This is a genomic window from Bariatricus sp. TF06-38A, assembly GCF_027690675.1.
Classification (GTDB): domain Bacteria; phylum Bacillota; class Clostridia; order Lachnospirales; family Lachnospiraceae; genus Allocoprococcus; species Allocoprococcus comes.
In genome coordinates, this window is sequence record NZ_JAQFCE010000004.1 from 67,645 (window position 1) to 89,823 (window position 22,179).

At 43.0% G+C, this 22,179-nt stretch carries 19 protein-coding genes; all 19 read left to right on the plus strand.

Annotation, left to right across the window (positions count from 1 at the left end; translation table 11 throughout):
- The first annotated feature begins 113 nt into the window (after nt 1-113).
- The 19 genes from PG418_RS05450 (at nt 114) to PG418_RS05540 (ending at nt 22,138) form a co-directional block, all read left to right on the plus strand.
- Nucleotides 114-809, plus strand: a complete 696-nt coding sequence (locus tag PG418_RS05450; RefSeq protein ID WP_008373153.1) for a DUF5058 family protein — start codon at nt 114-116, stop codon at nt 807-809.
- 13 nt (nt 810-822) lie between these two features.
- Entirely contained in the window at nt 823-1,521 is a 699-nt protein-coding gene (locus tag PG418_RS05455) for a hypothetical protein (RefSeq protein WP_008373154.1), read from the plus strand.
- Nucleotides 1,522-1,558: 37 nt separating this feature from the next.
- A complete protein-coding gene (locus PG418_RS05460) occupies nt 1,559-2,929 on the plus strand; it encodes an amidohydrolase (RefSeq protein WP_195367946.1) in 1,371 nt (456 codons plus the stop codon).
- Nucleotides 2,930-3,107: 178 nt separating this feature from the next.
- Nucleotides 3,108-4,751, plus strand: coding sequence for a PucR family transcriptional regulator (locus PG418_RS05465; protein ID WP_270205730.1), 1,644 nt, complete (start codon nt 3,108-3,110; stop codon nt 4,749-4,751).
- Between the two features lie 89 nt (nt 4,752-4,840).
- Nucleotides 4,841-5,530 carry a GTP pyrophosphokinase gene (locus tag PG418_RS05470; protein ID WP_498837179.1) on the plus strand — a complete coding sequence of 230 codons (690 nt, stop codon included), beginning with the start codon at nt 4,841-4,843 and terminating at the stop codon, nt 5,528-5,530.
- A 140-nt stretch (nt 5,531-5,670) separates the two neighbouring features.
- Complete coding sequence (locus tag PG418_RS05475) at nt 5,671-6,522, plus strand: energy-coupling factor transporter ATPase (protein WP_008373161.1); 852 nt, start codon at nt 5,671-5,673, stop codon at nt 6,520-6,522.
- Nucleotides 6,507-7,370: an energy-coupling factor transporter ATPase gene (locus PG418_RS05480; RefSeq protein ID WP_022220797.1), complete on the plus strand. Its 864-nt coding sequence runs from the start codon at nt 6,507-6,509 to the stop codon at nt 7,368-7,370. The genes PG418_RS05475 and PG418_RS05480 overlap by 16 nt, the downstream gene beginning before the upstream one ends.
- Nucleotides 7,367-8,191 carry an energy-coupling factor transporter transmembrane component T family protein gene (locus PG418_RS05485; RefSeq protein WP_055156067.1) on the plus strand — a complete coding sequence of 275 codons (825 nt, stop codon included), beginning with the start codon at nt 7,367-7,369 and terminating at the stop codon, nt 8,189-8,191. Before PG418_RS05480 ends, PG418_RS05485 begins: the two co-directional genes overlap by 4 nt.
- A gap of 11 nt (nt 8,192-8,202) precedes the next feature.
- Nucleotides 8,203-8,949, plus strand: a complete 747-nt coding sequence (gene truA / locus PG418_RS05490; RefSeq protein WP_022220796.1) for a tRNA pseudouridine(38-40) synthase TruA — start codon at nt 8,203-8,205, stop codon at nt 8,947-8,949.
- A gap of 246 nt (nt 8,950-9,195) precedes the next feature.
- Nucleotides 9,196-9,966: an acyl-CoA dehydratase activase gene (locus tag PG418_RS05495; protein ID WP_270475533.1), complete on the plus strand. Its 771-nt coding sequence runs from the start codon at nt 9,196-9,198 to the stop codon at nt 9,964-9,966.
- A gap of 5 nt (nt 9,967-9,971) precedes the next feature.
- Complete coding sequence (locus PG418_RS05500) at nt 9,972-11,123, plus strand: double-cubane-cluster-containing anaerobic reductase (protein ID WP_022220794.1); 1,152 nt, start codon at nt 9,972-9,974, stop codon at nt 11,121-11,123.
- A 9-nt stretch (nt 11,124-11,132) separates the two neighbouring features.
- On the plus strand, nt 11,133-11,657 hold the full coding sequence (locus tag PG418_RS05505) for a GNAT family N-acetyltransferase (protein ID WP_173817064.1): 525 nt from the start codon (nt 11,133-11,135) through the stop codon (nt 11,655-11,657).
- A 177-nt stretch (nt 11,658-11,834) separates the two neighbouring features.
- Nucleotides 11,835-12,926, plus strand: a complete 1,092-nt coding sequence (locus PG418_RS05510) for an FAD:protein FMN transferase (RefSeq protein WP_270475509.1) — start codon at nt 11,835-11,837, stop codon at nt 12,924-12,926.
- Between the two features lie 28 nt (nt 12,927-12,954).
- Nucleotides 12,955-14,724: an FMN-binding protein gene (locus PG418_RS05515; protein ID WP_270475508.1), complete on the plus strand. Its 1,770-nt coding sequence runs from the start codon at nt 12,955-12,957 to the stop codon at nt 14,722-14,724.
- A 2-nt stretch (nt 14,725-14,726) separates the two neighbouring features.
- A complete protein-coding gene (locus PG418_RS05520; RefSeq protein ID WP_498837180.1) occupies nt 14,727-15,161 on the plus strand; it encodes an FMN-binding protein in 435 nt (144 codons plus the stop codon).
- Between the two features lie 10 nt (nt 15,162-15,171).
- Nucleotides 15,172-16,035 (plus strand): 4Fe-4S binding protein, encoded by an 864-nt coding sequence (locus PG418_RS05525; protein ID WP_368281875.1) that lies wholly within the window; start codon nt 15,172-15,174, stop codon nt 16,033-16,035.
- A 3-nt stretch (nt 16,036-16,038) separates the two neighbouring features.
- Nucleotides 16,039-16,437, plus strand: coding sequence for a NusG domain II-containing protein (locus PG418_RS05530; RefSeq protein ID WP_368281863.1), 399 nt, complete (start codon nt 16,039-16,041; stop codon nt 16,435-16,437).
- Between the two features lie 14 nt (nt 16,438-16,451).
- Nucleotides 16,452-16,967, plus strand: a complete 516-nt coding sequence (locus PG418_RS05535; RefSeq protein ID WP_117834710.1) for a Gx transporter family protein — start codon at nt 16,452-16,454, stop codon at nt 16,965-16,967.
- A 68-nt stretch (nt 16,968-17,035) separates the two neighbouring features.
- Entirely contained in the window at nt 17,036-22,138 is a 5,103-nt protein-coding gene (locus PG418_RS05540) for a penicillin-binding Tp47 domain C-containing protein (protein WP_498837181.1), read from the plus strand.
- Nucleotides 22,139-22,179: the final 41 nt, after the last annotated feature.

The window sequence follows — 22,179 nt, forward strand, 5'->3', positions numbered from 1 at the left end:
TATATGCCTTTTAAAAGAAAAGTGAATATTTATTCATAGAATTATCGCGATAATTTTATTATAATTTCAATAAATTTTATGAATATTTTATTTATTTCTAAGGAGGTAGCAATATGGATGCTATGAAAATCGCCAACAGTATACCGATGTGGATCGCCTGTGGAATCCCGGTAATACTCGTTATCGCACAGGCCCTGATCTTTGCAAAAAAATCTTATTCGGCAGGAAAGAAGATCGGACTTACAGAAAAGCAGATGAAGAACGCAATCAAGAGCAGCGCGATCACTTCCATTGGACCATCTATTGTAATCTTAAGTGGAATGCTTTCCCTTCTGATCACTGTTGGAGGACCGATGGCGTGGATGAGACTTTCCCTGATCGGTTCCGTTATGTTTGAATCTATCGCAGCAGGTTTTGGTACTGCATCAGTTGGTGTACAGCTTGGAGCAGATACACTGACACCACTGGCACTTGATATGGCAGTATGGACCATGATCCTTGGATCGATCGGATGGATCATCTTTGCAACTATTTCTGCAAGCCGTATGGACAAGGTACAGCACAAAATTTCAGGTGGAGATCCGGCAAAACTGATGGCAATTTCAAGTGCGGCTATCATTGGTGCATTTAGTTCAATGTCATCTTCTCATCTGATCAAGCTGAATAAAAACTCAGTTGCCTGCGTACTTGGAGCTGTATTTATGGCAATACTTTTAACCATTTCAGAAAAAAAGAATATCAAGTGGCTGAAAGAATGGAATCTTACGATTTCAATTCTGGCAGCAATGATCATCACAGCCGTGATTTAAAGGAGGAGCGAACATGGAAAAAAAAGATTTTTATGAAGGCGAATATATGCCGCAGATGCATAAGATTGGTAAACTTACCGGATTGCTTGGAGCTGTATTATCTTTCCTGCCGGCACTTGTACTGGCAGTTGTGTACGGACTTCTTCCAAAACCTGCTGCACTTGCCACCGCATTTATTTCTGCAGCAAGTGCATTTGGATTTCTCTGGGTTGTAGAACCGATTTCTTACTTTACCGTACTTGGTCCGGTAGGTACATACATGGCATTTTTGTCAGGAAATATTTCCAATATGCGAGTTCCTTGTGCCGGTATGGCTCAGGTCGCAGCTGACGTTGAACCAGGAACAGAAAAAGGTTCGATCGTTTCAGTAATCGGTATGGCGACATCCATCGTCATCAACGTATCTGTGCTGACGATCGGAGTTATCCTCGGGAGCTCTGTACTTTCAGCAATGCCGGCAAGTGTGATAGAGGCATTGAATTATCTGCTTCCGGCACTGTTTGGTGCCTTGCTTATGCAGTTTGGACTGAAAAGAATCAAATTTGCAGGTGGTATGCTTGCATTTGCAATTCTCATCGGTATTGCAATTAACGCAGGTCTTTTCAACTGGCTTCCGGGAGCAGCAAACTATCTGACAACTCTTGCAAGTGTATTTGTAGCAATCGGTGTAACACTTGCAACTTATGGAAAGAAAAAAGAAGCCGGAAAGTAAGAATAGTGTATAATTGGATGGAAAAGGAGAGGTAGATATGACGAAAAAAGAGATGCTTGGGCAGATGGAGGAACTTAGGTCTACCTGCGTGGACATCTGCACTAATTTATGGAATAATCCTGAGAGTGGCGGGAATGAGCAGAAGTCAGCGGATATGATCCGTGAGCTTCTTCATCATGAAGGATTTGTGATTGTAAATGAAGAACATCTTCCACATGCGTTTTATGCAGAATATGGAAGTGGCAAACCGGTGATCGCTGTTCTTGGAGAATATGATGCGCTTCCTGGACTTTCCCAGAAATGCCAGATCACGAAAGAGCCGGTAACACCGGGAGCAGCAGGACATGGATGTGGACATAACCTTCTGGGCGCAGGGGCTGTGACAGGAGCGATCATGATCAAACGGTTTCTTGAGCAGGAAGGAATTCCGGGAACCTTAAGATTCTATGGATGCCCGGAAGAAGAATTGCTAAGTGGAAAAGTAAAAATGGCATATTATCATATGTTTGACGGATGCGATATGGCACTGAGCTGGCACCCGATGTCTGCAAACATGATTTATGATGAAGGATATCTGGCGAGTGCATCTGCGAAGTTTTATTTCAAAGGAAAAACTTCACATGCAGCATTTGCGCCGGAAAGAGGTCGGAGTGCGCTTGACGCAGTGGAACTTATGAGTGTAGGCGCCAACTATTTAAGAGAGCATGTAGTTGACAAGGCAAGAATCCACTATACTACAGACAGTGGCGGATTTTCACCGAATATCGTGCCGGATAAAGCAAGTGCATGGTATTTTACAAGGGCTCCGCACATCAGCGATGTAAAAGACATTCTCCGCAGACTGACACTTGTGGCAAAAGGTGCTGCAATGATGACAGAGACGGAGGTTGAGACCAAAATTGAATATGGCTGCTGTGATATGGTCAGCGAAAAATCATTTGCAGATCTGACATGGAAGAATCTGCAGGAGGTCGGAACACCAACTTATACGGAAGAGGAAATGGAATTTGCAAGACAGTTGCAGGCTACCGTTGATCCGGCTATCAAAGACAGAGATCAGAGAATGTATGAAGCAAAAGAAAAGGCATTAGCAGATGGTGTTGTTTCCAGAAATGCCTGGGAAAAAGCACCGCTTACTGCTTCTTCAGACAGTGGAGATGTGAGCCAGATGATGCCGATGAACCTCTTTACTGCAGTTTGCTGGCCGGTTGGTGTTGCACCGCATACCTGGCAGAGCTGTGCATCTGCCGGAAGCACGATCGGACAGAAAGGTGCATTTTACGCAGCAAAAGTCATTGCAGCAACAGCATATGACCTGTATACACAGCCGGAACTGCGAAAAGAAATTCAGGACGAATTCGATGCGCAGGACAGAGAACCATATGCACCGATGTATGACGGTGAATAAAAACAAGAAAAAGTAAAGAAAAAAGATCCCGGAGCCGTGAGGTTTCCGGGATTTTTATGTGGAAAAAAAGTAAGTGTGTGACTGGATTTGACAAGAATTTTCATGAATGTTACACTGAGAAAATAGGAGAAAAACAGACTGTGTGAGGGGGATAAGTGCAGTCAGGCAGGAGACAGAAATGGGTATCGCAATACAAGAATTATTATCGCAGGAATATTTTAAGGATTTTTACGTTCTGGCGGGGGCAAAGGGACTGCACCGTGAGATCCAGGGGATCACAGTTATGGAGGCACCGGATGCATTTCACTGGACAAAAGGGAAGGAACTGGTACTTTCATCAGGGTACGTTATTGCAAAGGAACCAGATTGTATTGAAAAAGCATTCCGGGAGGGAAGTGTCCAGAAATCAGCGGGAATGATGATCAAAAGAGAACGATATCTGGAGAAAATACCGGAGGAGATACTGGAGCTTTTTGATCAGTATGAGGTGCCCCTTATCTCCATGCCATTTTCAGCACCATGGATGGAAGTGATGAGCCAGATTAATACTGCTGTGCTGAACCGGACCATACGCAGGCTGCGGATCAATACCAGTCATATGACATTTCAGATGTCGAATTTTTCATATAAAGAGCAGAAGATCAAGCGGATCCTGCAGGCGATGGAGGCTGAGATGGGTTTCCCGGCATTTTTATATGATTTTGTAGAAGAAGAGGCGTATTACAGTTCGATGAATTTTCAGAAGATAGCGAAAGGATTCGGACTTGAAACAGAGGATTTCTGGGAGCCGTCAATGCCGTATACCCGGCATACGCTTTGTGATTACATGGACATGGTGAGATACCGTCTTGTGAATCAGAGTCACCAGGAGGGACCGAGAATCAGCTGGATACGGGTCCCGATTTCTGTAAATGGAAGTGTACAGGCGTATTTTGCCGTGATGGAAGCGCGGGAATTCCTGGATTATTATGATGAATACAGTATCCGGATTGCCTATCTGATGCTGCAGGGATTATATGAGCAGATCGTAGCGGCGCAGAACATGGGAAATATCGGATTTGAGAACTTTGTGTTATACGCTTTGAGTGCAACGGAAGATGATACACAGAAGATGATGTTTCAGGCGAATGTACAGGGAATTTCCATGAGTACAAAATACAGGTATGTATTGTTCCGGCGCGCGGACAATCAGGAAGAACTTCCAAACCGGAGAAAAGAGATCCTTGAGGCTTACAGGAAAAGCAGTCTGATCAAATATGCCAGAATCGCAATGATCGGAGAAAATGTGGGAATTCTTTTTTTGGAGGACAGAGAAGAAGACTGGGAGAAAGGTCATATCCTGGCACTTCTGGAAGAATTCCGGAGAAGAGTTCTGAAGAGCTGTCCGGAGACGGCACTGGAATTTGGTTATTCACTGGATGCCGCTTCTCTTGGACGTATCCGTCAGAGCATAGAGAAATGCCAGAAAGCACTGAATATGGGGAAAATGATTTATCCAAGCCTTTTTGCATGGGAGTATTCTCAGCTTGGTGCACTTGCATGGCTGGATATTCCGGAAGAAGAGCTTACTCATATGCTCTCGGCTTACAGTGTACTCCTGAAAGATGAAAAGAATATCGAGCTTTTAAAGACTTTAAAAGTATATCTGGAAAATAATATGAACTACAGCGCAACAGCTGAAAAATTATATGTACATATCAATACGATCAGGAAGAGGATCGACAAGGTAAACGAACTTCTGCAGATTGACTGGAGCGATAATATTGCACGGATGAATGCAGAGCTTTTACTGCGCTTTTTGAATCTGGAAGAAAAAATTTAACGTTTCCTTGAACAAGAATTGATGATTTTCAGGGCAAAAGATGATACAATATATATTGTGTGAAAAAAAAGACAAAAAGGGAGATGCCTATGCCAAAGAAACAGAAGGCAAAGATAAAGCAGAAAAATAAGTGCCCTGAAAAGCTGATCCGGACAGAGGCTGCAAAAGAGATTGCAGAGATAGACTGTTCGCTTCAGGATCAGAAGTATCAGCTCAGATGCAGAGCTGCAATCGATCTTCTTACAGCAAAGTTGAATATGATAAATGCAGATCTTTCGCGCAAGAAACGCCATGTTGTGATCAACCAGATCAGCAGCAGAGTGAAGACGGCAGAGAGTATTTATACAAAACTGATCCGGAAAGGCCTGGAGCCGGATTTTGACACGGCAAGAGCAGAACTGAAGGATTTGATCGGAATCCGCGTGGTCTGTCCATTTGAAGATGAAGTGTACGAGGTCGCAGACCGTCTGAAAGCGCAGGGAGATGTACAGATCATCCGTGAGAAAGATTATATTAAGAATCCCAAAAAGAACGGATACAAGAGTCTTCACATGATCGTGGAGGTCCCAATTTATTCATCCAAAGGACCACTGAAGGAAAAGGTGGAGATCCAACTCCGTACGGTGGCAATGGATTACTGGTCTGTGCTTGAGTACCAGATATTTTATAAGAAGACAGAGAATGAAGAGGTTGCAAAGGAATTAAAAACCTATGCAGATGAAATATCTGAGCTGGATGCAAAAATGCTGAAACTCAGGGATAAGATTGAAAAAATGTAGTAGAAACACAGGGAAAGAATGTGCGAAGGCGCATTCTTTTTTTGATACAATCAGGAAATCAATTGCATAGGCATTCCAGTTAGGTTATAATCTAGTACAGTATGGACAGATAAATTACAGAATGGATATGAGGAAATACCATGAAAATGATCAAGACAGATAAACTTGTATTTGAATATGCAAAGCGTGACGAAGAAGGTAATATTATAGGGAAAAGCCGCGCTATTGATGAGGTATCGCTGGATATCGAGCCGGGACAGTTTATTGCGATCCTGGGGCATAATGGCTCTGGGAAGTCTACACTTGCAAAGCATATGAATGCCCTGCTGGTTCCGTCTGACGGAACCATGTGGGTAGACGGAATGGACACGAAGGAAGATGAACATCTGTGGGATGTACGTCAGAGCGCCGGAATGGTATTCCAGAATCCGGATAATCAGATCATAGGAACGGTCGTTGAGGAAGACGTGGGATTTGGTCCGGAGAACCTGGGCGTGCCGACAGAGGAGATCTGGCAGAGAGTGGAAGATAGCCTGAAAGCGGTTGGGATGATTGAATACCGTCACCATTCACCGAATAAATTGTCCGGGGGGCAAAAGCAGAGGGTTGCGATCGCCGGTGTCATGGCAATGCGTCCAAAGTGTATTGTACTGGATGAGCCAACTGCGATGCTGGATCCGAATGGAAGAAAAGAAGTACTTCGAAGTGTGATGGAGCTGAGAAAAAGAGAACACATTACAGTGATTCTGATCACCCATTACATGGAAGAGGTTGTAGATGCAGATCATGTATTCGTAATGGATCACGGTCATGTGGTAATGCAGGGAACACCGAGAGAAATCTTTTCACAGGTGGATACTTTAAAGCACTACAGACTGGATGTGCCGCAGGTGACGATCCTTGCTGATGAACTGAGAAAAAGAGGACTTGATATTCCGGCGGGAGTTTTGAAGAAGGAAGAATTGGTGGAGATATTATGTCGATTAAATTAGAACATATCAATTATGTATACAGTGAAGGAACTGCATATGAAAAGCATGCGCTGAAGGATGTATCCCTGGAAATCCCACACGGTGAATTTGTCGGGATCATTGGTCACACCGGCTCCGGTAAATCGACACTGATCCAGCATCTGAACGGACTGATCAAGGCGACAAGCGGAGCACTTTATTACAACGGAGAGAATATTTACGGAGAAAACTATAACTTACGTGAGCTGCGAAATCAGGTCGGGCTGGTCTTTCAGTATCCGGAGCATCAGCTTTTTGAGGTCAATGTACTTCAGGATGTCTGTTTTGGACCGAAGAATCAGGGACTTTCACCGGAAGAATGTGAAAAGCGGGCAAGAGAGGCGTTGCAGCTTGTTGGTCTCAAAGAAAAATATTTCGATCATTCCCCGTTTGATCTGTCAGGCGGGCAGAAAAGACGTGCAGCGATCGCAGGTGTACTGGCAATGCGTCCGAAGGTACTGGTTCTGGATGAACCGACTGCAGGACTGGATCCGAAGGGAAGAGATGAGATCCTGGATCAGATTGCCTATCTGCACGAAAAAGCAGACATGACTGTCATTCTAGTTTCCCACAGTATGGAAGATATTGCAAAATATGTGGATCGTATTATTGTGATGAATAAAGGCAGCGTCATGTTTAATGATGTGCCAAAGAAAGTGTTTGCACACTACAAAGAACTGGAGAGTGTGGGACTTGCGGCACCACAGGTAACGTACATCATGCATGCGCTGAAGGAAAAGGGAATGGATGTTCCGACAGATGCAACCACGATAGAAGAAGCAGCGGATGGCATTATGAAAGCACTGAAGAAGGAGAGGGCAGCCAAATGATTCGAGACATAACGATTGGACAATATTATCCGGCTGACAGCCGTATCCATAAGCTGGATCCGCGTGTGAAGATTGTATGCACACTGCTGTATCTGATTTCTCTTTTTACATTTAAAAGTATTTTGGGATATGTACTTGCGACTGTGTTCCTGTTTGGATGCATTAAGCTGGCGAAGGTACCGTTTAAATTCATTGTCAGAGGACTGAAGCCAATTATCATTCTGCTTCTGATCACAGTATGTTTCAACTTATTTCTGACACCGGGCGGAAAGACACTGGTCCATGTGGGCTTTATCAAGATCACGGAGTACGGCTTAAGCACAGCGGTTTATATGGCGATCCGGCTGATCTATCTGATTATGGGATCCTCACTTATGACACTGACAACTACACCGAATTCACTGACAGACGGTCTGGAGAAGCTTCTTCACCCATTGAATAAGCTCCATGTACCGGTACATGAGATTTCGATGATGATGTCGATCGCACTTCGTTTTATTCCGATCCTTCTGGAGGAAACGGATAAGATCATGAAGGCACAGATTGCCAGAGGTGCGGATATGGAAAGTGGAAATCTGATCCAGAAGGCAAAGGCAATGATTCCGATCCTGGTTCCGCTCTTTGTATCCGCATTCCGCCGTGCCAATGATCTTGCAATGGCAATGGAAGCAAGATGTTATCGCGGTGGCAATGGCAGAACCAAGATGAAACCTCTGATTTATAAGAGTGCTGACCACATGGCATACCTGATTACGATCCTGTATGTTGTGATCGCATTTGTTGTTGGAAGATATGTTCCATTCAAGCTGTGGATCTTTTAAGGAGTCATAAGATGAGAAGAATCAGATTAACAGTGGCTTATGATGGAACAAATTATTGTGGCTGGCAGATCCAGCCAAATGGAATTACGATCGAGGAAGTGCTGAATAAGGCAATCTGTAAGCTCACCGGAGAAGAGATTCAGGTGATAGGGGCGAGCCGGACGGATTCCGGGGTTCATGCAAGAGGAAATATTGCTGTGTTTGACACGGAAAGCAGGATACCGGCAGAACGTTTTTCTTATGCCCTGAATCAGCGTCTTCCGAAAGATATTGTAGTTGTAAAATCAGATGAGGTGGATCTTAACTGGCATCCACGTTATCAGGATACTCTGAAAACCTATGAATATCATATCATCAATACGAAAGTGCCGATTCCGACAGAGAGGCTTTATAATTACTTTGTAAGTTTTGACCTGGACGTGGGGCAGATGAGACGCGGAGCGGCTTATCTGGAAGGAGAACACGATTTTGCACCATTTTGCTGTATCCGTACTAATGCAAAGACAACGGTGCGGACAATCACGGATTTGCAGATTCTGCAAAGCGGAGAGCATATTACGATCCGGATTACGGGAAATGGATTTTTGTATAACATGGTGCGCATCATAGCCGGGGTACTGGTGCGTGTCGGAAGAGGATTTTACGAACCGGAAAAGGTAAAGGAACTTTTGGAAGGCGGAGAAAGAACCAGGGAAGCGGTCACGGCACCGCCGCAGGGACTCTGCCTGATGGAAATCCGCTATCAGAATGAGGAATAGTGCATGAGTCTGCTTTTTAGGCAGGCTCATTTTTTTACAGGAAATTCCGAATAGAAGGTACTACATATCGGAGAAATTTTACAATAGAAAAACTCTATAGAGAAGTCGGCCTATCCGGATAAACAATAAGTAAAACAGGCAGTTTTATTGAAGAAATATTATGAAAATGTTATCCTAATAACCAGAGGCATTTTGGAAAAACAGCATAGAAACAGGATGTCATTAAAGAGAGAAAAGGGAAGAAATATGAATTATGTAGGAATTGATATCGGATCAACAGCATCCAAGGTTGTTGTTGAAGGAGATAAGAAAGAACATTTCGTACTGCCGACAGGATGGAGCAGCAAAGAGACTTGCGAAAAGATCAAGAATAAGCTGCTTGAGATGGGGGTAGATGTTACCTCAGATGATACAAAGGTAGTTGCTACAGGATATGGAAGAATCGCAGTTGATTTTGCAGATCATGTAATTACAGAGATTACCTGCCATGCCAGAGGGGGTCGTGAACTTGCAGGGGGGGACTGTTCGATCATTGATGTGGGAGGACAGGATACGAAGGTGATCATTGTACAGAATGGAATGGTATCCGATTTCCAGATGAATGATAAATGTTCGGCGGGAACAGGAAAGTTTCTGGAGATCATGGCGAACCGCCTGGGTGTTACGATCAATGAATTATTTGATATGGCGGCAGCAGGAGAAGTTATTCCGATCAGCTCACTTTGTACGGTATTTGCCGAATCTGAGGTGATTAACTATATCGGAGAAGGAAAAAAGCGTGAAGATATTGCGGCCGGAGTTGTAGATTCTGTTGCCAATAAAGTAGTGCAGCTTGCGCAGAAAAAGGAACTTGGAGACAGAGTGATCCTGACCGGAGGACTCAGTCACAGCATTTATTTCACAGGAATCCTGTCAGAAAAGCTGGATCAGAAAGTGGAATCAGAAGAGTTTGGTCGTTTTGCGGGGGCATACGGGGCAGCACTTCTTGCCAGAGAAAAAAAGGATAAAAGGAGATAATGAAAATGGAACTGATTAAAGATTTACCAGAGGTATTTGAGGAATTCGCAGAGCAGAGACAGAAATCGTTTCTGGCTGTCAAGGAGTTAAAAGAGAAAGGGGTTCCAGTTGTTGGATCGTACTGTACATACTTCCCGAAAGAGATTGCAATGGCGATGGGGGCAGGATGCGTAAGCCTTTGCTCAACTTCTGATGAGACAATTCCGGAAGCAGAGAAAGATCTTCCGAAGAACCTCTGTCCGCTGATCAAATCAAGCTATGGATTTGCAAAGACAGACAAATGTCCGTTCTTCTATTTCTCAGATGTAGTAGTTGGGGAAACAACCTGTGATGGTAAGAAGAAGATGTATGAATATATGTCAGAATTCAAAGATGTATTTATTATGGAACTTCCGAATAGCCAGAGAGAACCGGGACTTCAACTCTGGAAAGGCGAGATCATCCGTTTCAAGGAATATCTGGAACAGAAATTTGGCGTGACGATCACGGAAGAGCAGATCCGTGAAGCTGTAAAGACAGAGAATCAGGCACGTCGATCCTTAAAGAAACTTTATGAAGTAATGAAATATGATCCGGCTCCGATCAAAGGACAGGATCTGTTCAAAGTTCTGTACGGAAGCACCTTCAAATTTGACCGTTCCTTGATCCCGGGTGAAGTGGATGCTCTTACTGCGAAGATTGAAAAAGAATATGCAGAGGGCAAGAGAGAAGAGAAGAAACCACGTATCCTGATCACAGGATGTCCAATCGGAGGAGCAACTGAAAAAGTAATCCGTGCCGTAGAAGACAACGGCGGTATTGTTGTAACTTTTGAAAATTGCAGCGGTGCAAAATCCATTGACAAGCTGGTAGACGAGGACGCAGAAGATATCTACGATGCAATCGCAAGAAGATACCTCAGCATTGGATGTTCTGTTATGACGCCGAACCCGAATCGTCTGGAGCTTCTTGGAAGACTGATCGACGAATATCAGGTAGACGGTGTGGTAGATATGATCCTTCAGGCCTGTCATACCTACAATGTGGAGACCAATACCATCCGCAAGTTTGTGACAGGTGAAAAGGGAATTCCGTATATCAGTGTGGAAACCGATTACTCTCAGGCAGACATCGGACAGCTGAACACCAGACTTGCTGCGTTTGTTGAGATGCTGTAAATGGAGAGTATGACGAAGAGAAATGCGTTTCAGTTCCGCAGGGCGAATGAGGAGGATCTTCCTGAAATTTGTCGTATAGTAAAGCTTGCCGGAGAAAGTGTTCCCGTGAAAGAATGGTTTGAGGCAGAGGATGAAGAATTTCTTGCAAAGCATATCCGTGAGGAAGGATTTACCCTTTTGGCAAAGAAAAATGGACAGATTGCAGCAATCATGATTGTCCGTATTCCAGGACTGGCAGAGGACAACCTGGGAGAATATCTGAAGATTTCCAGGGAAGAAATGAAGCGGGTTGCGCATCTGGAGATTGCTGTTGTAGTACCGGAGTATCAGGGATACGGACTGCAATATGAGCTTTTCTGTCAGTCAGAAGCAATCGTAAAAAATAAGCAGATGAGGTATCTGATGGCAACAGTTCATCCGGATAATATATACAGTTTTCGCAATATGGAAAAGCTTGGAATGAAGGCAGTTCTCGAGACAAAGAAGTATGGCGGGAAACGAAGATATGTTATGAGTAAAACATTAGAATCTTAGAAAAAAACGAAAGAGCTTATGGAAAATGTAATGGCACATTTTCCATAAGCTCTTTTTGAATACAAGTATGAATTGTAAAATGAGAAAGTTTCTTAACTAACAACTTCAATGTTGACATACTAACTTGTGGTAATATAAACTATTCTAAGTTAGAGAATACAAACAAGAGGAAACAGAATGAAATTCAAAAATAAAATCATTGTGGTCTGTCTGTGCGTATCTGTATTCGCGGGTGGATGCGGTCAAGGTGGTCAGAATACAACAAAGAGTAAAAATAGTGAAGGAACAGCCAGTTCGAAGGAAAGTACAGAACGAACCTCTCAGAATAATGAGGCATCAAAAGACATTTTTGCAATGGATACCTATATGACAGTGACAGCATATGGAGAAAAAGCACAGGATGCGGTGGATGCCGCTGAAGCAGAGATTAAAAGATTAGATACACTTTTATCAACGGGAAATGCAGACAGTGAGATTGTAAAACTGAATGAACAGAAAAGTGCAACACTTTCAGAAGATGGCGGATATCTTGTGAAGCGCGCACTGGAACTGAATAAGGAAACGGATGGGGCATTTGATATCGCAATTTATCCGGTTATGGAGGCGTGGGGATTTCCGATACAGAATTTCCGTGTCCCATCAGCTGACGAACTGACAGGGCTTCTGAAGCATGTGGATGCAGCGAAGATCTCATACGATAAGGATACGAGAGAAATCTCTTTTGAAGATGACCAGATGAAAATCGACCTTGGAGGAATTGCAAAAGGCTATACTTCTTCGCGGATTATGGATATTTTCAAAGAAAACGGGATTACAAGTGGTCTGGTAAATCTGGGTGGAAATGTACAGGCACTCGGAACCAAGACAGACGGAAGCAACTGGCGGGTTGCGGTACAGAGTCCGGACGACACAGAGGATTATCTGGGAGTTTTATCCATTCGGGATAAAGCGGTGATCACATCTGGTGGATATGAACGCTATTTTGAACAGGATGGTGTGACCTATCATCACATTATTGATCCAAAGACCGGATATCCGGCAGAGAACGGACTGGTATCTGTCACGATCGTAAGCTCGGACGGAACCCTTGCAGATGGGCTTTCCACCTCCCTTTTTATCATGGGAGAAGAAAAAGCGGCAGAGTTCTGGAAGGCGCACAGTAATGAGTTTGAGGCGATCTTTGCGACAGATGATGGGACGATTTATGTGACAGAAGGTCTGAAAGACAGCTTTACAACGGATTTTAACATGAAGGTTATTACGAAATAATTTGCGTGAAATGAGAGGATAATGAGAGATGGACATCAAAGAAACCGGTAAAAAATTAAAACCGTTTGCACCCGTTCTTTCAGTTGCACTGGTTACGGCGTGCGTGGCAGGCTCTTTAAGTGGATATGAGGCTCCGGTCTATGCGGCGACACAGGAAGAAACACCGGCAAAAAAAGAAGAGACAAAAGAGAAGAAAGAAGAAAAAAAGACAGCAGCCAAAGGATCATTTAACCTGGAGGATGGTGTGTATAAGGGAACCGGAACCGGGTATGCAGGAGACATCACCGTATCGGTACTGATCAAGGACAAGCAGATCGTTTCGATTGATATTCTGAGCTCTTCCGATGATGCGGCGTTTTTCACGCGTGCGAAAGCGGTGATCGACAAGATCATCGAAGGACAGACGCTGGATGTGGATACTGTATCGGGAGCAACGTTCAGTTCCAGAGGAATCATCAGCGCCGTAAAAAATGCGCTGACCGGGGAAAAGGATACCAGCGAGACAGGACAGGCGCAGTCCGGTCAGACAGGGGCGGCGGCAGGAAGCTCAACTAGTGTGGCACAGGTAGAAGATGCGGCAGCGTATAAGGACGGAACTTATTACGGTTCGGGAACCGGATTTGGCGGTCCGCTGAAGGTTATGGTAGAAATCAGCGGAGGGAAGATCGCATCCATCCAGATTGTGGAGAACAGTGACGGAAGCGATTATATTTCCAAAGCAGCTTCTCTGATCGATTCTATTATTACGACACAGAGTACCAATGTGGATACGGTGTCAGGGGCAACCTACAGCTCTGTCGGAATTATCCAGGCAGTCCGGGATGCGCTGGGTCAGGCGGTGGTAAATGGTACATCGGACAGCACACAAAATAGCAATAACAACAGTAATAACAATAGTTCGTCAGATGACGATAGTTCTACTGTAACCGGAACTGTTCCGTACAAGGAAGGAATCTATTACGGAACAGCAGAGGGTTACAGCGGAGATGTATCCGTTGCGGTCGTGATCCAGGAAAAGACGATCAAAGCAATCCTGATCACAGAAAGCTCAGATGATGAAGCATTCTTTAATCGTGCAATGGATGTTGTGAAAAAGGTGATAAGGACACAGAAGACAGACGATGTAGATACTGTGTCAGGAGCAACCTACAGTTCCAAAGGACTGTTAAATGCAATCAAGAATGCACTGAAACAGGCAGAGAAAGTGACAAATGGAGAATCCATTGATGAGAAGCCGGATCTGACTGATCTGAAAGAGCTGATCGAGAGAGCAGAAAAGTTGGAAGAAGATAAATACACAAAAACAAGCTGGGCAGTTCTGCAGACCAGAATTGCGGACGCACAAGAAGCACTCGAGGAAACAAAACAGACTATTGTGGATAAAGCAGTAGAAAAGCTGAAAACAGCAATTGCTCAGCTGGAATCAAAAGATGGAAAAGACGAAGAAAATACAAAATATGTCAGTGGAACTTATGAAGTGACCGTTCCGTGTACGCCGGATGAAGACGAAGATTTTGAAGAGTATGAGTTGACAATGTCGGTGGAGATCCGCAACGATAAAATTGTGTCAATTACGGATATCACAGGCGATGGTGCAAGCAGTAATGACAGCTATATTAAGAGAGCGGTAAATGGTACTTCAAGCATAAAAGGTGTGGTATTCCAGATCATAGATAAAGGAATGCCGGAGGATATTGATACTGTTTCCCGTGCAACCTGCTCTTCCAATGCAATCCTGGAAGGATGCAAAAAAGTACTGGAAGCAGCAGAAAGACCGACAGATATGGAGGCTGAATAACAATGAGAGAATTCTGGGTAAGACTGGTAAGTATGCTCGCGATCGTGGGAGTTCTGCTGGGATACAATTCAGTGCTGGATGTGCGTGCGAAAGAAGATGAGATCGCCCGGCTTTCCGCACAGGTTGCCGGAAACGGACAATCAGACAGTGAAAATGGAGGTTCCACAAACTACAAGGACGGAACCTATACCGGGGAAGCTGATGGATTTGGCGGAACGATCCAGGTAGAAGTGAAGATTGAGAAAAACAAGATTGTAGAGATCAATGTGATATCGGCAGAGAAAGAAGACGGGGCATACCTTTCCATGGCAAAGGATATGATTCCGAAGATCATCGATGCACAGAGCGCAGATGTAGATACGATCAGTGGTGCGACATTTAGCTCGACCGGAATCAAAAATGCATCGGAACAGGCTCTGGAAAAGGCGGTAAAGTAACGTGAAAAAGATGGATATTCATAATTTAACGGCGAAAGATATAAAAAAATTACATATATGGCTGAGAGCATTGATCCAGGTACTTTATTTTCTGTTTATCCCATCTGTGTATACAGCGGCATTTGCCGGAGTGAAATACATCTTTACACAGATCGGTGCAGGCGAAAAGGTTGCCGTGACCTCTTTCGTGACAGTACTGGTTGTGATCTGTATTTACACCATTCTGTTCGGAAGATTCTTTTGCGGATTCGCTTGTGCGTTCGGTACACTGGGAGATGGTGTGCATGCACTCTATGTGTGGATTTGTAAAAAGATGAAAAAGAAACCTCTTCAGATTGCGGATGCATGGACAGAAAAGCTCTGTTATCTGAAATATATTGTACTGGCACTGATTTCAATCCTGTGCTTTACAGGCGTCTACAGCAAAGCAAAAGGAACCAGCCCGTGGGATGTATTTTCCATGCTCCATGCAGGCAACTTTAAGCTTGGCGGATATCTGGTGGGACTCGTTCTTCTGGTTCTGATTCTCGTGGGAATGTGTTTTGAAGAACGGTTTTTCTGCAGAAATTTCTGCCCGATGGGAGCTGTGTTTTCCCTGCTTCCGGTCCTTCCGTTTTTCGCACTTCACAGAGACCGGGAAAACTGCATCAAAGGATGTAAGGCATGTACAAAGAAATGTCCTTCTAACATTGGACTTCCGGAAGATGGATCTCCGAAGGTAGAAGGGGACTGTTTCCAGTGTCAGAAATGTATCGATACCTGTCCGAAAGGAAATATTCATACCGGAGTAAAAGAACTTTGTGGAAATGAATTCTGGTTTACGATTTTGCGGGCAGTAATCTTACTGATTCTTCTGCTCTGGCTGGGTGTATAGAAGATGAAGAAGAAAGATCTGATACTTGGAGCAGGAATTATTGTGATTGCGCTTGCGATGCTGCTTGTGATGCGGCTGACGAGAGGGGAAGAAGGAAATCAGATCCGGGTTACGCTAGATGGGAAAATCTATGGAACATATTCCTTGTCGAGGGATCAGACCATCGAAGTAGAGGATGGCGATTTTTATAACCGAATCCGGATCGAAGACGGAAAGGCGTATATGGAAGAGGCAAACTGCCCGGATGGATACTGTGAAGAGCAGGGAAAGATCAGCGGGCATACACAGACGATCGTCTGTCTGCCACATAAGCTCGTAGTAGAGGTTCTGGAAAATGAGAATGACCAGAGCTTTGGAACTTCAGCTCCGGAAGATGTAGCTCCGGATACGATCGCAAAATGATAAAGGAAAAATAGATGAATAAAAACAAAAAACTTGCCAATATGGCAATGCTGGTTGCGCTTGCGATGATATTCAGTTATGTGGAAAGCTTAATACCGATCAATTTCGGGATACCGGGAATGAAGCTCGGAGTTGCCAATCTGGTGACAGTGACTGGGATGTACTTTCTGGAATTTCCGGAAGTATTTCTGGTGGTAGTTATGCGAATCCTGCTGACCGGCTTTTTATTTGGAAATGGAATGTCGATCGTTTACAGCCTGGCAGGAGGAATCTTAAGCTTTCTGGTCATGGCGCTGATGAAGAGGCTGAAAGGATTTTCCGTAGCCGGAGTCAGTATCGCCGGAGGCGTGTCACACAATATCGGTCAGATCATTGTGGCATCAGTTGTGGTAGAGAATCTGAAACTGATCTATTATCTTCCGGCACTTCTGATCGCCGGTACAGTGACCGGATTTGTGATGGGAATGATAAGTAAAAAGTTGCTTCCGATCGTAAAAAGAGAATCTGAGAGAGAGGCGCAGATAGGTTAATTTTTTTTAATTATGGGTTAGTATAAACTAACTTAATAATAAATTTTATCAACAACAAGGAGGTAATTATGGGAAAGGGAACAATTAAGACAAAAGCTATGACGATGGCTGTGGCAATGTCGATGGTAGCTGGACTTTGTCCGTCGACGGTGTTTGCGGCAAACAGTGAGGATGTAGCGAAGATTCAGGATGGAACATATACAGGGACTGCAAAGTGTACACCGGATGAATATGAGGATTTTGAAAAATATGATCTTTCTGTAGAGGTAACGATAGAAAATGGAGTAATCAAATCTATAGGAAATATCAAGGGAAATGGAGCAGAAGATAATAATACTTATATTACGAATGCTGCTAACGGAACGAAAAAGAATCCGACAGGTGTTGTACAGCAGATTATAGATGCCAATGGAACAGATGGAATCAATGCAGTATCAAGAGCGACGTGCTCATCTAAGGCGATCGTTGATGCAGTAAATAATGCATTAGAAAATGCAACTAAAAAAGAAGAAAATAATGTGAAAACAGATGAGCTTCGGGCTGCGATCACAAAAGCAGAAAGTTTAACTGAAGCTGATTATACAGATGAATCATGGAAAGCAATGCAGGATAAGCTGACAGAAGCCAGAGCAGCACTTACAGCAAAAGATCAGACAGCAGTAGATATGGCAGCAAAAGAGTTAACAGATGCAATTGATGCACTTGTGTCGACGAAAACACCAGACGTACAGAAAGAAGTCTATGTATTAATGAACATCCCATATGCCGATTTTTATAAAGCAGACGGTGTCGCAGGCGCAGATGCTGTTTCGTCAGCAACAAAGCAGAAAACAAGAGCATCCCTTGCAGCAGGTTCTTATCATGTAAATAGTGATGGTTCAGATATTACCGGTGTAACATTCCCGGTTAAGATCAGTGATGCATCTGTATTAGAAAAATATACACAGGTTACTGATGAAAGTGAAGTTACGATTACAACAAATATTAAAGGAAAAGAAAATACTGTTACATATAAGGGACAAGGTGCATTATTTGAAAGCGCAAGCTATTCTTATTACACATTAAGTGATACACCGTCATATTATAAAGAGGCAACTGTAAATGAGGATGGAAGCCTCAGCTTTAGCGAAGTAAAGGGAGAAGGACCGACAACTTTGACAAATGCGAAAACTGAATTTTCTACGTCATCAAAATATGGTGATTACCAGTTAGATATTACGAGTGAGGATCTGAAAAATGTGAATACTGTATATGGTGTAGTGGTCAGCACAAAAGAAGGAAGCAGTTATGGACTTCGCCATGTGGAAAATATCTGGAAGAAAACAAAACTTGCATGGAGTACTGGATTTGTAACAGAATCCCATGGGAACACACTGGATTCCAAAGATTATGCTGCCATGATGGGACAGACGATCAATAAAGTAACTTACTACACAGATCAGGGTATTTATGAAATTCCGATGGATCAGCAAGTTGCAAAGAAATTTGACGGAGAAGTATCAGTAGCGGATGTATCTGTGAAATCAGAAAAAACAGCTATAACGGTAAGTGGACTTCCAAATGATTTTGAAGAAGAATATAAAATTGATGGAATCGATGAAGATGCATATTCTGTTGAGATCAAATCAGATGGCAAGACAACTACAAGAACAATTAATTTTAAGAAAGCACTTGCAAAAGGTAGATATGCAGTTACGCTTAGTGATAGGAATGGAAATTATGTACCGATTTCAACGACTTTTAATGTTTACACAGAGACAACGCCGGTAAAATATAATGAGAATGACAAAGATCCGGCTGTGGTGAAAGCGGATGGTGTTGATGAAGAAGAATTCCAGACATATTTAAAAAATATTACATCCGTAACTGTGAATGGAAAAGAATATGCGGCTTCCGGGAAAAAAGCAGTAAAACTGATCACAGAAGACGGAAAACTGGATCTTTCACAGGATGCATTTAAAGATGCAAAAGCAGGAGAGGGATTTGCCATAACAATTGCAGAAGACGGTTATCAGACATACACATTTACTTATAAAGTGCCGGAAGAAGACAGTAAATATTCTTATGTTTATGTTGGTATGAGCTGGTCTGAATACTGGGCAAATGAAGGTGTCTATGCAGCAGGTGATACAGAATCCTCTGCTGATGTAGATTCACGTAATGAGTATGACAAGGGTGCTTTTGATGCAGTAACAAGAGCGACTGCAAATCATGGATTACATCGAGGAAGTTTCCAGTGCAGCGCAGTTATTGAAGATACAAATGGAAACGAATATGATCTTGCATACTGGAATGCAGATGGAAAAGCTGTAATGACAGACGGAAGTGTTTATACGAGATCAACCAATGAAGATAAAAAAGCAGTATTTACAGCTGAAGACGGAAGCTCATTTATCCAGGCTGATTATAAAGTGACAGGTATCAAATATGTTCCGGTCAAAGTAAAGACAGCAGATCTGAATGCATTAAGAAAAAAATATGCAGTTGTGGAAAACGGAGGCACATTAAGTGGAGGATTCTCTGAAAATCAGCTCCAGTCATACACAGCAATTGCAGATGTAACCCCAAATACAAATGGTCTTAAGACAGCAGAAAAGCAGGAAGATGGTTCTTTCACATTTTCAGCAAGAACAACAGGATCTTATTCTGGATTAAAGGATACACAGCTTGCAACTGCTGATGTTACTCCGGATGTCAAAGCAGGAGATAAAGTTGGAAGCTATGGAGAATTCATCCGTGTAGATTTTAATGGAAATTATGGCGGACTTGGTTCTGCGATGCAGGCTGTTGAATGGACATACTATGGAAATGATGATACTTATACAAATCCGGTAAGAGTATTTGGAACAAAATTTGCATCAGATAACTGGATGCATAAATCAATGGGGATCCAGCTTGGACTTACTGATTCTTTAAGATGCCAGCTGCCGGAAAATACGAATGGAACCGGTTACTGGAAGATTACTATCTATGGACTTGGTTATGCTGATTACAGCTATAATTTTGAGGTTGGAACCGAGAATATTGCCACATTAAAAACAGCAAGTGCAGAAGAAATAGCGGCATTGAAGGACAAGATCGATGAAGCAAAAGCCTTGAATCAATCTAAGTATACTACTGATAGTTGGAAGAAGATGCAGGATGAACTGGAAGAATCAGAAGATCTCCTTAAGTCAGAAAATCCATTGAAGTCAGAAGTAAACGAACAGGTTAAACATCTGACAGATGCAATTGACTCTCTTGTGAAAGTGCAATATGTTCTCATGAACATCCCATACGCAGAATTCTACAAAGCTGAAACAACAGGTAATGATATTGCGGTAGATGCATTTACTTCTGCGACAAAGAACAAGACCAGAACCAAAGGCCTTGCAGGTGGATCATACCATGAAAAAGCAGATGGATCCAGTATTGATGGTATCACTTATGCTGTAAAAGTAGATTCTTCGGTAGATCTTTCGAAATACAAAAAAGTAGAAGACAGTGATACGGTAGATATTACAGTTACAAACAGAGGTCAGACAAGTACTACAACTCTGACCGGAAAAGATACATTATTTGAAAACGCATCTTATGCATATTACCCGCTTTCAGAAATACCGGCAAATTATAAAGAAGTGTCACTTGATGCAGATGGAAATCTTGTATTCAGTGAGGTAAAAGGTCAGGAAGCAAAGGTGGTAGAAGGAGTTACAGCAAAACTTTCAACCGAATCATCTTATGGAGATTACGAGCTTGATCTTGATGGACTTCCAGAAGAAATCACATCAGACAATGTAAATGCAGTTGTAGTAAAGACAACCGACGGAACCGCTTATGGTATGCGTCATTTAGAAAATATCTGGTTAGGTACGAAACTCGCATGGAGTACCGGATTTACAAGTCAAGTACATGGTTGCCCGACATCATCTGAACATTACAAATCTATGATGGGCAAGACCATTGACAGCATTGAGTATTATACAACAAATGGTGTGTATACAATGGATATCGCAGATATCTATGTTCCTGTAAAATCAGAGATTACAAAAGTGAAAGTCGCCGATGCAGACATTACAGCAGGCAAGACTAAAATCAGTGTACAGCTTCCAGATGAATTTAAACCGGAATACAGTGTGGATGGACTGGATGTGTCGGTAGAAGGTAATGTACTGACTTTTAAAGCAGCGACAGAGAGCAGAGCAGCAGCTTCTGTAAAACCTGGAAAATATACCCTCACAATTAAAGATAAGAACAAGAAATATGCAGATGTTGTTACAACATTTACATTGACAACAAAAGATATGCCTGCAGCATATGATGAAGAGAATAAGAAACTTGTAGAGGCAGAAGGATTTGACATAGATGCGCTTAAAGCTTATCTTGGAAATATTACTTCTGTAAATGTAAATGGTAAAGATTATGCAGCAAGTGGAAGAGGCTCCGTAGTTATTATCAATAAGGATGGTACGATCAAGACAGATGCAGATCCGTTTAAGGATGCGGTAGCTGGAACGGAATTCCAGATTACAGTAGCTTCAACAGGTTATAAAACTCCTCTTACATTTACTTACAAGATAGCAGAGACTCCGGCACCGGCAGAGGTTGATACAACAGCACTGGAAGCTGCAATTGCAGAAGCTGATAACCTTAAAGAAGCAGACTACACAGCAGATAGCTGGAGTGTATACCAGGCAGCACTGCAGAGCGCACGTACTGCACTGGAAGCAAAGGAAAGTCAGGATGCAGTTGATCAGGCACTTGCTGCTTTAAATGCAGCAAAAGATGCACTGGTTAAAGCTGAAGAAGAACCGGTTGCAATCAATACTGCTTCTCTTGAAAAAGCAATTGCAGATGCAAAAGCGCTTAAAGAAGCAGATTACACAGCAGATAGCTGGAAAGCACTGCAGAGCGCACTTTCAGATGCCCAGAAAGCACTGGAAGCAAAAGAAAGCCAGGAAGCAGTAGATAATGCAACAAACAGCCTGAACAAAGCGATCAAAGCACTTGTAAAGAAAGGCAGCTCATCTGTAAAGAAGACAGATGGTACAACCAATGGGTCAAAGACAAGCGGAAGCGATTCTGTGAAGACAGGAGATCCGGCAAGTGTACTTGGCTGGCTTGGACTTGCAGTTTCTTCGCTCGGAGCAGGTATGGGTGGCTTTGCCTGGAAACGCAGAAAAAGAAAATAAGACTATACGATAATTTGTAACAAAGAATCAAATTAGAATAA

Excerpts from the sequence above, each read along its gene's own strand:
- PG418_RS05450 (WP_008373153.1), top strand. The coding sequence starts at position 114 with ATGGATGCTATGAAAATCGCCAACAGTATACCGATGTGGATCGCCTGT.
- PG418_RS05455 (WP_008373154.1), top strand. The coding sequence starts at position 823 with ATGGAAAAAAAAGATTTTTATGAAGGCGAATATATGCCGCAGATGCAT.
- PG418_RS05460 (WP_195367946.1), top strand. The coding sequence starts at position 1,559 with ATGACGAAAAAAGAGATGCTTGGGCAGATGGAGGAACTTAGGTCTACC.
- PG418_RS05465 (WP_270205730.1), top strand. The coding sequence starts at position 3,108 with ATGGGTATCGCAATACAAGAATTATTATCGCAGGAATATTTTAAGGAT.
- PG418_RS05470 (WP_498837179.1), top strand. The coding sequence starts at position 4,841 with ATGCCAAAGAAACAGAAGGCAAAGATAAAGCAGAAAAATAAGTGCCCT.
- PG418_RS05475 (WP_008373161.1), top strand. The coding sequence starts at position 5,671 with ATGAAAATGATCAAGACAGATAAACTTGTATTTGAATATGCAAAGCGT.
- PG418_RS05480 (WP_022220797.1), top strand. The coding sequence starts at position 6,507 with ATGTCGATTAAATTAGAACATATCAATTATGTATACAGTGAAGGAACT.
- PG418_RS05485 (WP_055156067.1), top strand. The coding sequence starts at position 7,367 with ATGATTCGAGACATAACGATTGGACAATATTATCCGGCTGACAGCCGT.
- truA (WP_022220796.1), top strand. The coding sequence starts at position 8,203 with ATGAGAAGAATCAGATTAACAGTGGCTTATGATGGAACAAATTATTGT.
- PG418_RS05495 (WP_270475533.1), top strand. The coding sequence starts at position 9,196 with ATGAATTATGTAGGAATTGATATCGGATCAACAGCATCCAAGGTTGTT.
- PG418_RS05500 (WP_022220794.1), top strand. The coding sequence starts at position 9,972 with ATGGAACTGATTAAAGATTTACCAGAGGTATTTGAGGAATTCGCAGAG.
- PG418_RS05505 (WP_173817064.1), top strand. The coding sequence starts at position 11,133 with ATGACGAAGAGAAATGCGTTTCAGTTCCGCAGGGCGAATGAGGAGGAT.
- PG418_RS05510 (WP_270475509.1), top strand. The coding sequence starts at position 11,835 with ATGAAATTCAAAAATAAAATCATTGTGGTCTGTCTGTGCGTATCTGTA.
- PG418_RS05515 (WP_270475508.1), top strand. The coding sequence starts at position 12,955 with ATGGACATCAAAGAAACCGGTAAAAAATTAAAACCGTTTGCACCCGTT.
- PG418_RS05520 (WP_498837180.1), top strand. The coding sequence starts at position 14,727 with ATGAGAGAATTCTGGGTAAGACTGGTAAGTATGCTCGCGATCGTGGGA.
- PG418_RS05525 (WP_368281875.1), top strand. The coding sequence starts at position 15,172 with ATGGATATTCATAATTTAACGGCGAAAGATATAAAAAAATTACATATA.
- PG418_RS05530 (WP_368281863.1), top strand. The coding sequence starts at position 16,039 with ATGAAGAAGAAAGATCTGATACTTGGAGCAGGAATTATTGTGATTGCG.
- PG418_RS05535 (WP_117834710.1), top strand. The coding sequence starts at position 16,452 with ATGAATAAAAACAAAAAACTTGCCAATATGGCAATGCTGGTTGCGCTT.
- PG418_RS05540 (WP_498837181.1), top strand. The coding sequence starts at position 17,036 with ATGGGAAAGGGAACAATTAAGACAAAAGCTATGACGATGGCTGTGGCA.